The organism is Bifidobacterium sp. LH_413 (genome assembly GCF_056357015.1).
In genome coordinates this window covers 236,974-254,484 of sequence record NZ_JBKEVK010000002.1, presented here as the reverse complement: position 1 = coordinate 254,484, position 17,511 = coordinate 236,974, and the positions used below count along the sequence as shown (strand labels likewise).

Here is a 17,511-nt window from a genome sequence, read left to right as displayed (position 1 = left end):
GAGGAAGCAATCCCCTTACCGAAGGAGCATTATGGGGAGTTGGAAGAAAGCGGTGGCCGCAGTCGCGGCGCTGCCGATGCTGATGACGATTGTGCCATCGGCGACGGCCGCGGACGCGTCATCATCGGCCGCAACCGCGCAATCACAAACCGCGCAACAGGCGCTGCAACAGGCCGTCGCGCAGAACGCCGCGGGCGCGGGCGGCAGCGCGACGCCCGCAGCGGACGCCGCGGATACCGACCTGCTCGCGAACCTCGACTTCAACGACGTGAAGGCGGGCGCGACCGGCAGCATCACCGACGCGACCACCGGCGTGAAGGCGACGATCAACGGCAAGGCCGCGACCGGCACCGGCAAGGACGGCACGACCGCCGCCCAACTGGGTTCCGGATTCTGGCTGGACGTGACCAAGTCCGACGGTTCGGCCGTGCTCAAGGGCAAGGACGCCGTCACGATCAGCTACGATTCGAAGTCGGCGAGCACCGGCCAGGGCTGGTCGTTCTACGCGGCGCCCGACGCGAAGGCACCAGTCTACAAGTCCGAGCATTACCTCGGCGTCATGGATCTGACCACGTCGCTCACGTTCCAGCGCTACAACAACGACGGCTCCGGACGCAACGAATCCGGCAGCGTCGCGGCGAAGGACCTGAAGAACGACTGGCGTCACGTCGACATCGTGCTCGCGCCGACCTCGTCCACGCTGTACATCGACGGCGAACAGGTCGCGACGGCCACGCCCGACGGCGCGGTCAAGCAGGGACTCGCGGACATCCTCGGCGCGGACGGCGGCGTCCTCCAGCTCGGCAAGGCGAACTGGGTGAACGGCGAATACTATTCCGGACTGCTCGACAATCTGAAGATCTACGGTTCCGCGCACACCGCCGACCAGATCAAGAAGGACTACGAGGCCGGCACGCAGCAGACCAAGCAGGCCGAGGCGGATGCCAACGCGCTCACCATCCCGAACGCCGACGACGTGCGTTCCAGCATCACCCTGCCGACCACCGGTACCGTGAACGGTTCGACGATCAGCTGGAAGTCGAGTGACGCGAACGTCGTCACCGACCATGCCACCGGCGGCAACGGCGAGATTCCCGCCGGCGTCGTCACCCGTCAGAAGGCGGACACGAAGGTGACGCTCACCGCGACCGTCACCGGCAAGGACGGCTCCACCGCGACGAAGACCTTCGCCCTGACCGTCAAGGCCGCCGTCGAGAAGCCGAAGACCACGGATTACCTGTTCGCGCACTTCACCGGCACGGAACGCAACGCCACCGACGAGCAGATGTACTTCGCGACCAGCAAGGACGGACTCACCTGGCATGACACCCGTTCCGCGGGCGACCCGGTGCTCACCTCCGATCTGGGCGAGAAGGGCGTGCGCGACCCGTACCTCGTGCGCTCCCCGGAAGGCGACCACTTCTACCTGATTGCCACCGACCTGAGCATCTACCATCGCGGCGGCTGGGGCGACAACCCGGCGCAGAAGTACAACGGCAGCAAGGACCTCATCGTCTGGGAGTCCGACGACCTGGTGAACTGGGGCGAGCCGTACGCCGTGGACGTGGCGTCGAAGATCCCGCACGCCGCCATGGCGTGGGCGCCGGAAGCCTACTGGATTCCGGAACTCGGCCAGTACATGGTCTACTGGGCGACCACGTCCGATCAGGACGACAAGGATCCGAACGCCGCCGACCCGACCAACATGTACTACTCGCTGACGCGTGACTTCAAGACGTTCAGCACGCCGGTCAAGTGGATCGACCGCCCGCAGTCGGTGATCGACACGACGATGCTCAAGGCGGACGATGGCTACTACTACCGTGTCTCCGGCGACACCGAGCTCGGCGTCGAGCGCACGAAGAACCCGACCGCGACGACCTTCGTGGGCGAAGGCGACGGCTACAACCACGGCAAGGACGACCAGCAGTGGGAGTTCGTCGGCTACTTCCGCGACCTCGTCGGCAACAGCAAGTGGACCGGCAAGAAGCTGGAAGGCCCCGAACTGTTCCGCTACAACGACGACGACGTGCTCACCGCGAACGGCAAGCAGATGAAGTACGGCCTGATGTGGGACCAGTACGCGGAGGGCAAGGGCTACCTGCCGTTCTACTCCGCGGACCTCGGCAGCACCGACACCGCCGACTGGGCGGCCGCGAGCAAGGTCAACTTCGGTTCCCTCAAGAAGCGCCACGGCACGATCCTGCCGATCACGGCCTCCGAATACGAGGCGGTCATGAAGGCGTTCGACGAGAACCAGCCGCTTGAGCCGGTCACGCCGGACAAGTCCGGTTCCAAGCCGATCGCGTCCTACGATTTCGAGGACGACAACGATCTGGGCAAGGACACGACCGGCAACGGCAACGATCTGACGCTCAACGGCGTCAAGGAGTTCGGCAAGCCGGGCGACTGGGGCAGCAAGGTCATCCAGCTGCGCGGCGACGGCGGATACGCCGAGCTGCCGACCGGCCTGTTCGACGGGCGCAACGAGTTCACGCTCGAATTCTCGTCGAAGTCGCGCCAGACCTCCGGCAACTTCTTCTCGTTCGCGCTCGGCCAGGACAACAACAAGTACCTGTTCATCCGCCTGCGCGGCAACGAGGCGTACGTGGCCATCACGAAGGGCTCGTACCAGAGCGAGGAGAAGATCTCCGGCGCGATCGACACCCAGACGTGGCACAAGTACACGCTCACCGTCACCGCGAAGCACATCGCGCTGTACGTGGACGGCGAACTCGCTGGCCAGGTCGACACCGACGTGGCGATCACCGATTTCGGCAGGAACACGAAGGCGTACTTCGGCAAGTCGTTCTACTCGGCCGACGGCACCTACAACGGAGGTATCGACGACGTGAACGTCTACAACTACGCGAAGTCCGCGCTCGACGTGCAGGGCCCGGCCGCCGCGCTCAAGGTGAAGAAGACCGACCAGATCCTCTCGCAGAACGCGACCACCGCCACCGACGGTTCCGGCGCGGTCACGAAGACGATCGTGCTCGACTACTGGTCGGACGCGAAGACCGGCGCGAAGTCGGACAAGTCGAAGGTCTCCTTCGACTATGAGATCCCCGACGGCGTGACCGTCGCGGACGAGTCCGGCAAGACGCTCACCGCCGCCGACCTGAACAAGATCGCCGACTACTCACAGCCGCTCAAGCTGAAGCTCACCTACGACGGCAAGACCGTGGACTACACGGTCGGCGTCGAGGTGCTCGTCACCCCGGTGCGCATCAGCGGCGACGAGGCGAAGGCCTCCGGCATCGGCGAGAAGGATCCGACCGGCAACGAAGGCTGGAAGTTCTTCGCCGACCCGCAGGTCGTCGCTTATGGCGGCAAGTACTACATCTTCCCGACCACCGACGGCTACTCCGGCTGGGCCGGCCACTCGATCCACGTGTTCGAGAGCTCCGACATGGTCAACTGGGAGGATAAGGGCACCGTCGTCGACCTGTCCAAGGACTACAACGACATGATCGACGGCCGCAAGGAGAAGGCGTGGGCCCCGGGCTTCGCCGTCCGCAACGGCAAGTTCTACCTGTACTTCTCCGGTGGCGGCATGACCAACGTGGCCATCTCCGACCCGGCGAAGGGCGGCACGATCACGTCCGGCTACAAGATCCAGAAGGTCAAGGTCGAGTCGAGCATCGACCCGGCCGTGTTCCAGGACCCGAACGAGCCCGACAAGTACTATCTCGCGTGGGGCCAGTCCCCGGGCAAGTACGCCGAGCTCAACGACGACATGACCGGCATCAAGGCGGGCACCACGGTGACCACCAACGCCACGAAGGACATGCGTGAGGGCTCCTACATCACGTCCCGTCCGGATCCGAACAAGCCCGGCAACACAATCTACTACTACAGCTACTCGTGCTGGGACACCAACGAGCCGCGCTACAGCGTCGGCTACGCGTACGTCTCCGCCAAGAAGCTGAGCGACGTGAAGGGCGCGGATTGGCAGTACGGCGGCTACATCCTGTCGAAGGACGACGCGAAGGGCATCCTCGGCACCGCACACCACTCGTTCGTGCAGGTTCCGGGCACCGACGACTGGTACGTCGTGTACCACGCGTTCCTCACCGACGAGATGCGCCCGCGCGGCTACGATTCCACGCACAACAACGCGCAGCTCGCCAACGGCAACAAGCGTGAGATCCGCATCGCCCGCGTCACGTACGACAAGGACGGCAAGATCGAGACGATCCCCGTCACGTACGAGGGCGTGCTGCCGGAGACCACGCCGTCCGTGTCCGTCACGGGCGCGGTCGCCGGTGATTCCGCGGATGCGACGACTCCGGTGGGTACGACGCTGACCGCCGCGTTCAACGATGGCTGGAAGCTCTCGTCCGTCCAGTGGTATCGCGCGGATTCCGCCGATTCCGCGGACGTCGCGAAGGCCGTCGCCATCGACGGTGCGACCGCCGCCGAGTACACGCTGACCGATGCGGACGCGGGCAAGACCGTGTTCGCGAAGGCGATCGGCGAGAACACGACCGGCGTCCTCCAGAACGCGCAGCCGGGCACCGCCGGCGCGTCCCCGTCGAAGACGTTCGAGCTGACCACCGTCAACACCGTCAAGGTCGCCGCCAAGCCGGCCACCGTCCCGGTCGAGTCCGTCACGATCACCGGCGACGGCGTCGCGGACGGCAAGGTGACGGTCAAGGAAGGCGCGTCCGTCGCGTTGAAGGCGACGGTGACGCCGTCCGATGCGTCCGATGCGGATGTGGCGTGGACGACGTCGAACGCCGCTGTCGCGACGGTCGACGCGAACGGCAAGGTGACCGGCGTCAAGGCCGGCACCGCCACGATCACCGCGACCGCGGGCGGCAAGACCGCCAGCGTGACCGTGACCGTGACCGCCAAGGGCGATTCCGGTGACAACGGTGCGGGTGACAACGGTGCTGGTGATAACGGCTCGGGCAACGGTTCCGCGACCAAGCCAGGTGCCGGCAACGGCTCGGGCAACGGTAGTGGTGCCGTGACGAAGCCGACGGCCAAGCCGTCCGGCAACGGTGCGGCTCTGTCCAAGACGGGTGCCGCCGTGGCGTCCGTGCTGGGCGTGGTGGCCGTGCTCGCCGCCGCGGGCATCGGCCTGACCGTCTGGCGCAAGCGCCGCGCGTAGCGCGACGTCGTCTTGGCCCCCTCTGACGAGGGGGCTCCCGGCGAAGCCGGGTGGGGGAGAGACAGCGGCCGCAGGCCGCAGGAAACGGAATCGGCCTTCGGCCGATACGATATTCCCGCGGCCAGCGGTCGCTCCTTTTCTCTCCCCCAGTCGGCCTGCGGCCGACAGCCCCCTCGTCAGAGGGGGCTTATTCGTCTCGTGTCTGAATCATCCGTTTCCCTGTAACCGCTTTCGGCGTGGCGTAATGGTAGCGTTCACAGTACAATGGGAACGTACATCTGCGGGTTCGTGGCCGTTGTCGACTGCGGAATCGCGGGAATCGCCGGGGAACGGTGGGGAACAACGTCACAGCGGAAGGGTGACGGCCGCCATCGCCGGCGATGTGAGGAAAGCGAAGTCCCCTCATCGAAGGAGCATTATGGGGAACTGGAAGAAACTGGTGGCGGCGCTGGCGTCGTTGCCGATGATGGTCGCGGGGCTCGCCCTGGGGCCGAGCACCGCGATGGCCGCGGACGCCACGTCGCTTGAGGAGAACGGCGGCATCACCGTCGCCTCCGGCGATGCGAACGCCACCATCGCCGACGACGCCGACTACGGCAAGGTCGTCAACATCTCCGGCAGCTGGGTCAACGGCAGCGCCACGGACGGCGTGCCCACCAAGGCCGTCGCCACGTTCAAGGACGCCACCGTGTTCAACAAAGTGGCATGGACGCTCAACGCCGACGTCAAGCTCGCCGGCGACGCGAACGAGAAATCATCCGCATTCACCATCGGCACCAAGGGTGAGGCCGTCAACCTGCTGCTCGGTACCGGCAAACTCGGCTACGGCGCGACCGCCGGCGGCAACAGCGGCAAGACCGCCGCCCTCTCGAAGACGCCGGAAGTCGGCCAGTGGGCCGCGTTGTCCGTCGTCTACAACGAGAACGATACGACCGGCAACGTGGCCGTCTACATGGACGGCGAACAGATCCTCGCCCCGACCGCGCTCGGCTTCAAGCTCAGCGCGCAGCAGGGCACGCAGGCGTACATCGGCCACGGCTACGAGACCAGCTTCGTGCTCAACGGCACGTATGACGGCATCACCGTCGCCGATTCCGCCGCGACCGCGGACGCCGCGAAGAAGGACACCGCCGACCGTCTCGCCGCCAAGAAGCAGTCCTCCGTACTGCCCGGCGCCGGCGAACACGGCAACAACGGCTACCTGTGGCTCAACTTCAAGGCCACCGATTATGAGAAGGTGAACCTCGGCTACAGCGCCGACGGCTACAAGTGGACGGCGCTCAACGGCGGCAAGGCCGTCATCACGTCCACCGTGGGCACCAAGGGTCTGCGCGACCCGCACCTGCTCAAGCTCGAATCCCCGGACAAGGACGGCAACAAGTACGTGATGATCGGCACCGATCTGCACGCCGAGGGTTCCGCCTCCGGCGGCGGCTGGGGCCAGATCAACGCCAGCAAGTACCTGGTCGTCTCCAAGTCCAAGGATCTGGTGACCTGGACCACGCCGAAGCTCGTCTCCACCGGTCTCGAGGGCAAGGTCGGCAACGCCTGGGCTCCCGAAGCCATCTGGGACGCCGAGTCCAACGACTACCTCGTGTACTGGTCCAGCCGTGACCTGTCCACCGGCGGCAACGACCCCACCACCTCCAACACCGCGCTGAAGGTGTACAAGGCCCACACCAAGGACTTCGAGTCCTTCGAGAACCCGACCGTCTGGATCGACCAGAGCTCGCAGAGCCTGCACAACATCATCGACACCACGATCGTCAAGGGCGATGACGGCGACTACTACCGCTTCTCCACCTCCGACTGGTTCACCACCGTGGATGTCGCCTCCTCGCTGGAAGGCAAGTGGACCCGCCTGGTCGAGCGTGATTCCGACATCAACGCCGACGGCACCTCGAAGATCACCGGTGACAAGGTGATCTCCACCTCCGCCTCCGGCCTGAGCAACCACATCGAAGGCCTCACCGCCTACCAGCTCAACAGCGGCGCGTGGATGGTCATGGGCGACAACGGCGGCTACCGCGGCTTCACCATCGACCGTCTGTCCGACCTGAAGAAGGGCCGCACCTTCTCCGCCGCCTCCGGCGTGAGCTTCAGCGAGAAGTTCCGTCACGGCACCGTGGTCGAGCTGACCGCCGACGAGCAGAAGGCCGTCCTCGACGCCTATGGCGAGGACTCCGGCACCGTCAAGCCGGTCGACCCGGACAAGGCCGGTTCCGCGCCGATCGCCTCCTACGACTTCGAGGACGGCAAGGGCACCGACACCACCGGCAACAAGCACGATCTCACCTTCAACGGCAACGCCAAGGTCTCCGAGGACTCCGCGAAGGGCAACGTGCTGACGCTCGACGGCGCCTCCGGCACGTACGCCGAATTCCCGCAGGGCCTGTTCGACGGCCGCAACAAGCTGACCGTGCAGATGGACGTCAAGTCCGAGATCAACGCGAACCAGTTCACGTTCACCTTCGGCCAGGACAACCAGAAGTACTACTTCCTCAAGTACAACAACTCGGGTGAGCTCGCCAGCCGCATCACCACGAACTCGTACGGCGCGGAGGACGCGGCCAACGCCTCGCTCACCGGCAACGGCGCGTGGCACAAGGTCACCGTCACCCTCGACGACAACGTGATGACCGTCTACGCGGACGGCGCCCAGGTGGCGCAGAACGCGGCGACCAAGAACAAGGTCACCGATCTGGGCAAGAACCTGCTCGCCTACCTCGGCAAGTCGTTCTACCAGGATGACTACTTCAAGGGCTCGTTCGACAACGTGAAGATCTGGAACCGCGCGCTCACCGCCGACGAGATCAAGGCTTCCAGCCCGGTCGCGCTGCAGAGCATCGCCGTGGGCACCGTTCCGGCCGATCCGTCCGCCGCAAGGGGCACCGACGACCACTCGCTCGTGCGTTCCGCGCTCGACTGGTCCACGAAGACCGTCACCACCGTGCTCAACCGTCGCGGCGACCCCGCCAAGACGCCGGTCACCGTGACGTTCAACCGTGACGCCGACACCGTCAAGCTCACGCTCGACGGCAAGTCGTTCACGAACGGCGGCACCGCGGACCTTACCAAGGACCGCACGCTGGTCGTCACCTACGCCGACGGCACGTCCGAGACGTGGACGCTCAAGGCGGCCACTGTGGGCAACAACCCGGTGCTGCCCGGCCAGTACGCCGATCCGGACATCGACTACTTCGACGGCAAGTTCTGGATCTTCCCGACCACCGACGGCTTCTCCGGCTGGAGTGGCAACTACTTCCACGCTTGGTCGTCCACCGATCTGGTGAACTGGAAGGACGAGGGCGTGATCCTCGACGTGGACAAGAGCCACGAGGGCCAGAAGCAGGACTACTGGACCGAGCAGACCACCGTCTCGCCGTGGTCCGTGGGCTCCGCGTGGGCGCCGACCATCGAGAAGAAGAACGGCAAGTACTACTTCTACTACTGCGCCAAGTACCCGAACGGCCAGTCCGCGATCGGCGTCGCCGTGGCCGACAACCCGGCCGGCCCGTACAAGGCCGCCGACCAGCCGATCGTCACGCGTTCCATGGAAGGCGTGACCGTCGGCCAGGCCATCGATCCGTCGATCTTCACCGATCCGACCACCGGCAAGTCGTACATCACGTACGGCAACGGTTCGCCCGCCATCGCCGAACTCAACGACGACATGGTCAGCGTCAAGGCCGGCACCGTGCGCAAGCTGGAAGGCCTGCGCAACTTCCGCGAGTCCGTGGTTGTCGCCTACCGCGACGGCAAGTACCACTGGACCTGGTCGTGCGACGACGCCAACTCGCCGAACTACCACGTCGAGTACGGCGTCTCCGATTCGATCGACGGCGCGATCACGTACAAGGGCGTGCTGCTCGAGAAGGATTCCTCCAAGAACCTTCAGGGCACCGCGCACCAGTCCGACGTGCACGTGATCGACAAGAACGGCAACGAGCGCTGGTTCATGGCCTACCACCGTCACTACACGCCGCTCGGCGTGTTCACCTCCGGCCTCGGCTACCACCGCGAGACCGCCATCGACGAGATCCACTTCGACGCGGACGGCCTCATGGAGACCATCCATCCGACCGATGAGGGCGTCTCCGTTGAGATGGCCGACGTGACCGCGCTCCAGGGCGCGATCGAGGCGGCCGACAAGCTCGGCGACGATGGCGCGAAGTATACGGAGGCCAGCTGGACGGCGTTCACCACCGCCCGTGACGCCGCCAAGAAGCAGCTCGCCGCGTTCGAGGCGAACGGCCTCGCCCAGAAGGACGTGGACGCCGCTGTGGCCGCGCTGACTGAGGCGCAGGGCAAGCTCGCCGAGAACACGCCCGAGCCGGAGCACCCGGCCAAGGGCACGCTCCTCGGCATCGAAGTGACCTCCAAGCCCACGAAGACCGAGTACAAGGTCGGTGAGCAGCTCGACGCCACCGGTCTGGTCGTCACCGCGACCGTGGCCGACGGCAACGGCGGCACCACCACCCGTGCGCTGAGCTCCGACGAGTACGATCTGCTCGGCTTCTCCTCCGAGAAGGCGTCCGATGCGGTGACCGTCACCGTCCAGGCCAAGGCCGATCCGAAGCTGACCGCCACGTTCACCGTGTCGGTCAAGGAGGCGGAGACCCCGACCCCGACGCCGGACACCAAGTACAGCGTGGCCGACCTCAAGGCCGTGACCGCGAACTACGCGGACAACGGCGCCCAGGTGACTTCGTTCCGCTACGACCAGTCCGGTCCGTTCAAGATCGCGAAGGGCCGCAAGGTCAAGCTACAGGGCGTCCCGGTCGACTGGAAGGTCGCCGATGTGACCTCCGATGCGGCCAAGGGCCAGGTGTTCAAGGTGACGAGCCCGGACGGCAAGTTCGCGCAGACGTACACGTTCGCCTACGACACCACGAACCCGCCGACCCCGAAGCCGCAGCCGACACCGAACCCCGGTAACGGCCTGTCCAAGACCGGCGCCGCCGTGGCGGGCGTGCTGGGTGTGGTCGCCGTGCTGGCCGCCGCCGGCGTCGCCCTGACTATCTGGCGCAAGCGCCAGGCCTAACGGTTCTCTAAGCCCCCTCTGACGAGGGGGCTGTCGGCCGTAGGCCGACTGGGGGAGAGACAGCGGTCCCCAGCCGCTCCTAGTCTTGCGCACAACACCACAACCCCAAGGGGCCGTGAGCGAGAATTCCATCCCAGAATCCCCGCCCACGGCCTCTTGTCGTATCCATGGTGCCTGCTCGCTGGTTTTGCCCGCCGTAGGCGTCGGCGCATGCCACATAAGCTCGTAAGAGCGGAGTTGTGGCAGAGCGGCTGCCACAACTGGGGGAAATCGCGCTGGGAGAGACTTGCGTGGCTCGGTATCGTGCCACGCAAGCGTTTATGAAGGGGTTATCGGGGTTGTGTGGCGGGATTATCGAGCCACGTAACCCGGAATCGCGTCGGATTCGCGGGTTGTGGCACGTCGCCGTGCCACAACTCCGCTCGCGGCCGCTTGTGTGGCGCGCTGTGACTGCGTGCATCTGGGTTTTCGGATGCGCTGCCTCGTTTCTTAGGCGCATTGCGTGTTGCTTAGGTTGATGTGCCGTGGATCGGGCGCGGGGCCTCGATGAGGCAAGCGCCGGAGGCGTTTGTAGGCGATGCGCGAGCCGACAGGCGAACCGACATAAGGCCAGCCACCATTGCCTCCCTCTGACGAGGGAGGTGTCATCGCGAAGCGATGACGGAGGGAGAGAAGATGAGCGGCCGTAGACCGCGGGGATATTGCATCGGCCGCAGGCCGATTCCGTTTCCCGCGGCCTACGGCCGCTGTCTCTCCCCCAGTCGGCCTTCGCCGGGAGCCCGACCGCAATCAAGGACGGCCTACGGCCGACCTCATATCAGCTCGCTGTCGCTCGCCTTCGCCTACGGAGAGCCCACCGGGCTCTCCGCTTCACGGCTCAGCCCGTCAGAGGGGGCCAAAGACCGTTTTGCATTTCGTCGTTTCACGGCTCAGCCCGTCAGAGGGGGCGTCGTGCCCGGACATGTGTGAACCGCACATCGCTGTTGTGCGAAAACGTTGTCACGCACTTTCGTCATTCCGCCCGGTGAACGCTAACGATATAATGCTGTAAGCAGTTTGACTGTGCCGTGATGCCGCGCGCAGGCTTCGCGAAACCGTTGTGTTTCGTGGGTTTGGGCACGGCGTCACCCAGCCTGCAGCGATGCGGGTACAACGTCGGATCGGGCGGTAAGAGGAGCCGCCGCGCCCGTGTGCGGTTGTCACGGCGGGCGATTCGATAACGATTCGATAACAATCGACAACAACGAAGTGCATTGAAGGAGAGGCTCTCAGCGTATGAGAACTACCGATAATCACGGAAACGAACAGAAGGGGAAGGGCGTGTGGCGCAAAGGCGTCGCGGCCGTGGTCGCGCTGCCGATGGTGTTCACGTTGATGACCGCGGGCACCGCCGTGGCCGCCGACGCGACATCGATGATCGCCCCCGCCACCAACAGCGAGAATAACGTGCTGAATCTCGCGTTCGACGGCAACACGAACGACGCATCCAACGCCAAGAACAACGGCACCATCGTCGGCGACGGCTCCAGCTACGTCGACGGCGCAAAGGGCCAGGCCCTGAAACTCACCGGCAAGCAGCATGTGAGCCTCGGCACCGCCGACACCCTGCAGTCCGGCAAGCTCACGTTCTCGTTCTGGCTCAAGCCGGACGGCTCGATAGGCGGCGGCGAGCAGCTCATCGCCTGGAACAAGGCCGCATGGTACGGCGACGGCTGGTACCTGACCACCACGAAGAACAAGGCGCTGCAGCTGTCCGCCGGCCCGGCGAACGCCAACAAGCAGCCGTACATGATCTCCGTGCCGACCGCGCGCGACGACTTCTTCCCGGCCGGCCAGTGGACGAACGTCGTCGTCACCTACGATTCCGACACGAAGGCCGCCGCAATCTACCGCAACGGCGTCAAGCAGACCACCGAAGTCACCTATAACTACGGCGCGGACGGTGCGACCGGCGTGATCGGCACCACCGCGGACGAGAAGGGCCTCGGCTGGAACGGCGCCCAGTACAAGATCGATTCGCTCAACGCGACGATCGACGAGGTGCGCCAGTACAGCACCGTCGCCACCACCGCCGACGTCGAGAACCTCGTCAAGGAGGGCGACGCCAAGTTCGACGCGAAGACGCTCGCCCAGGCGGCGCTCGACAAGGTCGACATCGCCAGCGAGGCGACCGCGAACCTCACTTTCGCCGCCGACGCCGCGAACGGTTCGACGCTCACCTATGCCTCCGACAACGAATCCGTGATTTCCAACGATGGCGTCGTCACCCGCCCGGCCGTGGGCGAGAAGGACGCGACCGCGAAGATCACCGTCACCGCGAGCTACGGCTCGGCGGCCGTCTCGAAGACGTTCACCGTGACCGTGCCGGCGCAGACCGAGAACGGCGGCGACCATGACGTCCAGTACCTGAAGAACTACCTGTCCGAGCAGGGTATGGAGAACGTGACCGTCTCCGACTCCTACCTGCAGAACGCGGGCAAGAAAGAGGTCGAATACCTCCTGAGCTTCGAGCCGGACCGACTGCTCACCGAATTCCGCGCCAACGCGGGCCTCGACACCAAGGGTGCGAAGAACTACGGCGGCTGGGAGAACGGCCCGTCCGCCTCCCGCAACCCGGACGGCTCCAGCAACCCGACCCGATTCACCGGCCACTTCGTCGGCCACTGGATCTCCGCCGCGTCGCAGGCGCAGCGCTCCACGTTCGCCACCCCCGAGCAGAAGGCGCAGCTCGCCGAGAAGCTCAAGGCGGTCGTCACCGGCCTGCGCGAGGCGCAGGAGGCCTACGCGAAGAATGACGCCACCAACGCCGGCTTCTTCCCCGCGTTCCCGGTGAGCTACGTGCCGAACGGCGGCGGCGGACTGCTCGTCCCGTTCTACAACCTGCACAAGGTGGAGCAGGGCATGGTGCTCGCCTACGAGTACGGCACCGACCAGGACACGCGTGACGCCGCCAAGGCGTCCGCCGTCGACTTCGCCAAGTGGGTCGTCGCCTGGAAGAAGGCGCACGCCTCCACCAACATGCTCAAGACCGAATACGGCGGCATGAACGACGCCCTCTACCAGGTCGCCGAGATCGCCGACGCGAAGGACAAGCAGACCGTGCTCGAGGCCGCGCATCTCTTCGACGAGACCGCGCTGTTCGAGAAGCTCGCCAACGGCCAGGACGTCCTCAACGGCCTGCACGCGAACACCACGATTCCGAAGCTCACCGGCGCCATGCAGCGCTACGTCGCCTACACCGAGGACGAGGACCTGTACAACAGCCTCTCCAAGGACGAGCAGGACAAGCTCACCAGCCTGTACCTCAAGGCGGCCGAGAACTTCTTCGACATCGTCGTGAAGGACCACACGTATGTGAACGGCGGCAACTCGCAGTCCGAGCACTTCCACGTGGCCGACCAGCTGTGGCATGACGCCACGCAGAACGGCGACCAGAACGGCGGCTACCGCAACTTCTCCACCGTGGAGACCTGCAACGAGTACAACATGCTCAAGCTCGCCCGCCTCCTGTTCCAGGTGACGAAGGATTCCAAGTACTCCGAATACTACGAGCACACGTTCATCAACGCGATCGTGGCCTCGCAGAACCCGGAGACCGGCATGACCACGTACTTCCAGCCGATGAAGGCCGGCTACCCGAAGGTGTTCGGCGTGACCGGAACCGACTACGACTCCCAGTGGTTCGGCAACGCGATCGGCGAGTACTGGTGCTGCCAGGGCACGGGCATCGAGAACTTCGCGAAGCTCAACGACTCGTTCTACTTCACCGACAAGAACGACGTCTACGTGAACATGTTCTGGTCGTCCACCTACACGGACAAGCGCCATGACCTGACCATCACGCAGACCGCGAACGTCCCGAAGCAGGACACGGTCACCTTCTCCGTGGCCGGCTCCGGCTCCGCGAACCTCAAGCTGCGCGTGCCGGATTGGGCCATCGCCTCCGGCATCAAACTCGTCGTCGACGGCCAGCAGCAGGCCCTCACCAAGGACAAGAACGGCTGGGTGACGGTCGCCGTCAAGAACGGCACGCAGATCGCCTACACGCTGCCCGCGAAGCTCCAGGCCATCGACACCGCCGACAACAAGAACTGGGTCGCCTTCCAGTACGGCCCGGTCGTGCTCGCCGGCGCGCTCACCGAGACCAACTACAAGACGAACTACTCGTACGGTGGCGTGAAGGTCCGCGTGGCCAACTACGACTCCGACGCGAACGCGAAGGCCGCGGTCATCCCGACCAACGGCCAGACCGTGACCGAGTGGCTCAAGGGCATCAAGGAGGACGGCCTGTCCGGCAACCTGGTGCGCACCGACGACCCGAACACGGGCGCCCGCGAGACCCTGAGCTTCAAGTTCGCCAACGTGGACGGCGACGCCGCGAACCTCACGCTGCAGCCCTACTACTCGACGTACAAGACCACGTACGCGATCTACTGGGATATGGCCGAGGTCGACTCCGACGCCTACCAGCAGAACATCCTCAAGAAGAAGAACGACGCCGCCAACGCGGATCTCGTCTCCGACGCGGTCGACGCGTTCGACAACGAGTTCCAGCAGGAGCTCGCCCACAACGCCGCCAAGTCCGACGATTCCACCGCCGGCACGTGGCAGGGCAAGCAGTACCGTGACGCGAAGGCGGGCGGCTGGTTCAGCTACGATCTCGCCGTCTCCTCCGACAAGGACGAGTATCTCGGCGTCCAGTACGTCGGCGCGGACAACAGCCGCAGCTTCGACGTCTACGTCGATCCGACCCCGGTCGCCGACAACTCGAAGGGCGAGCTCTCCGCCAACGCGGTCAAGCTCACGCGCAAGACCCAGTCCGTCGGCAACACCGAGTTCTACTGGGATGTCCAGCAGCTGCCCGCCGACCTCCTCGCGAAGGTCAAGGACGGCAAGGTGCGTGTCATGTTCAAGTCCAACGGCGGCCTCGTCGGCGGCGTCTACGGCGTGCGCATCCAGAACGCGAAGGCGCTCTCCTCCGACGCGTCGCTCGAATCCCTCAAGTTCAGCGCCGGCACGCTCGCGCCCGCGTTCGACGCCGCGAAGCACCAGTACACGCTCACCGTTCCGGCGGACGCCAAGTCCGTCGAGGCCGTGATCGGCGTGAACAAGCCGGGTGCCTACGTGAAGGTGAACGGCATCGTCATCGACGACACGAAGGCCCGCGCCATCGCGCTCGACGGCGACGTCACCACCGTGGAGATCGCCTCCGTCGCGCAGAACCACGAGGCGACCGTGTACTACTCGGTGCAGATCGTGCGTGAGGGCGCCGTCGTGCCCGCCGCGACCGGTCCGGTGCTCAAGTACACCTTCGACAAGGACACGATTGCGAAGGGTGGCACGATCGCCAACAGCGGTTCCGCCGGCTCCAAGCTCGACGGCAAGGTCGTCAACGACGGCGCGTCCGCGTCCGACCACGCCGACAACGGCAAGGCGCTCACGCTGACCGGCGGCGCCAAGAGCACCGCCTCCCCGTACGTGCAGATTCCGGCCGGCGCGATCACCGCCGACCAGAAGGACGTCACCATCTCCGCCGACTACCAGTGGGATGGCAACAACACCTGCATCTACCCGTGGGCGCTCGGCCAGAACAACAGGAACTACCTGGTGAACATCGTCTCCTGCGGTTCCAACACGCGCGTCGAAGCGTCGAAGAACGGCACGCAGACCCAGCTCGCCGGCACCACCCCGGCCAAGGGCGCGTGGGTGCACGTCGACGTGGTCGTCAAGGGCGGCAAGTCCATCGACTACTACCTCGACGGCGCGCTCGTCGCCACCAAGTCGACCACGCTCACCGCCGCCGACTTCATCGGCACGTCCGACATCTCCGGCTACCTCGGCAAGTCGTTCTACGACGACCCGTACTTCGGCGGCCAGGTCGACAACTTCCAGATCTGGAACCGCGCGCTCACCGCGGCCGAGCTGTTCAACCCGGACACCGACGAGCCGACTCCGGCCCCGTCCGATGACGCGACGCTCAAGTCGCTCACCGTCGCCGGCCAGACGGTCGACCTCAAGGCCGCCGCCTCCGCTGACGGCGCGTCGATCACCGTCGACGATCCGGCCGCCGTCAAGGCGTCCGACGTCGTCGCCGAAGTCAACGATTCCGGCGCGAAGGCCGTCGCGACCATCGCCGACGGCGTCGTGCTCGTCAAGGTGACCGCCGCCGACGGCACCACCGTCAAGACCTACACGGTCAATCTGGTACGCAAGGCCGTTCCGGTCCAGTCCGTCACCGTGTTCGGCGACGGCGTCGCGGATGGCAAGATCGCGCTCGAAACCGGCAAGACCGTGCAGCTCAACGCGACGGTCGCGCCGGAGAACGCCGACGACAAGACCGTCACGTGGAAGGTGAGCGAGGGCGAAGGCGTCGTGACCGTCGGCGCGACCGGGCTCGTGACCGCCGTCAAGGCGGGCACGGCCAAGGTCGTCGCCGTCGCGGGCGGCGTCGAGTCCGCGCCGGTCGAGATCACCGTGACCGATCCGACGCCGGTGCCGCCGGCGGCGAGCGTCGATTCCGTGACCGTGACCGGTGACGGCGTCAAGGACGGCAAGCTGGCGCTCAAGGCCGGCGAAACCGCCGCCTTGACCGCCGACGTGAAGGTGACCGGCGACGCGGCGAAGACCGTCGCGTGGACCTCCTCCGACGCCGCGGTCGCCACGGTCGACGAGAACGGCAAGGTGACCGCCGTGGCCGCCGGCAAGGCGACCATCACCGCCACCTCCACCGTCGACAACACCAAGTCCGACGCGATTGCGGTGACCGTCAGCGCGAAGGATGACGGCAAGCCGGATCAGCCTGACCAGCCTGAGCAGCCCGCTCCGGCCGAGAAGGATCTGACCGACGCGAACAAGGTGACCGGCCTGATTGGCGTCGACTCCGTCGCGCCGGGCGCCAAGCTCACGCTCAACGCGGGCAAGGCGTTCGCCGGCAAGACCGTGAACGTGTACGCGATCGCGGGCGGCAAGACGGTGCTCGTCGCCTCCGGCGTGACCGTGGGTGAGGACGGTACGGTGGTCGTCACCGTGCCGGCCGACCTCGCGCAGGGCGCGACCAAGTTCGTCGTCCAGTTCGCCGACGGCGCGCTCATCTGGGATGCGGTCAATGTCGCCAAGACCGCCGCCGAACAGCCGGGCGCCGGCAACGGTTCCGGCCTGGGCGGTGTCTTGGGCGGCGTGACCGCCTCGACCGGTGCCGCCGTGGCCGGCGTGCTCGGCGTGGTGGCCGTACTGGCCGCCGCCGGCATCGGTTTGACCATCTGGCGCAAGCGCCGCGCGTAGCGGCTGACCGGCTGACTGGTCACACTGATCGAAGGGCCTCCGCACTCACCCGGGTGCGGAGGCCCTT

3 protein-coding genes are annotated in these 17,511 nt (G+C 65.8%); all 3 read left to right on the top strand.

The features are described from left to right. Positions 1–31 precede the first annotated feature (31 nt). The 3 genes from AC1AYN_RS05280 (at position 32) to AC1AYN_RS05270 (ending at position 17,444) form a co-directional block, all read left to right on the top strand. A complete protein-coding gene (locus AC1AYN_RS05280; protein WP_476532447.1) occupies positions 32–5,119 on the top strand; it encodes a family 43 glycosylhydrolase in 5,088 nt (1,695 codons plus the stop codon). Between the two features lie 418 nt (positions 5,120–5,537). Then, positions 5,538–10,163 carry a family 43 glycosylhydrolase gene (locus tag AC1AYN_RS05275; protein WP_476532446.1) on the top strand — a complete coding sequence of 1,542 codons (4,626 nt, stop codon included), beginning with the start codon at positions 5,538–5,540 and terminating at the stop codon, positions 10,161–10,163. Positions 10,164–11,438: 1,275 nt separating this feature from the next. Further along, on the top strand, positions 11,439–17,444 hold the full coding sequence (locus AC1AYN_RS05270) for a beta-1,3-specific beta-L-arabinofuranosidase (RefSeq protein WP_476532445.1): 6,006 nt from the start codon (positions 11,439–11,441) through the stop codon (positions 17,442–17,444). The last annotated feature ends 67 nt before the right edge of the window (positions 17,445–17,511 follow it).

What these genes read in the sequence shown, in the direction of transcription:
- AC1AYN_RS05275 (WP_476532446.1), top strand. Translation starts at nt 5,538, where the DNA reads ATGGGGAACTGGAAGAAACTGGTGGCGGCGCTGGCGTCGTTGCCGATG.
- AC1AYN_RS05280 (WP_476532447.1), top strand. Translation starts at nt 32, where the DNA reads ATGGGGAGTTGGAAGAAAGCGGTGGCCGCAGTCGCGGCGCTGCCGATG.
- AC1AYN_RS05270 (WP_476532445.1), top strand. Translation starts at nt 11,439, where the DNA reads ATGAGAACTACCGATAATCACGGAAACGAACAGAAGGGGAAGGGCGTG.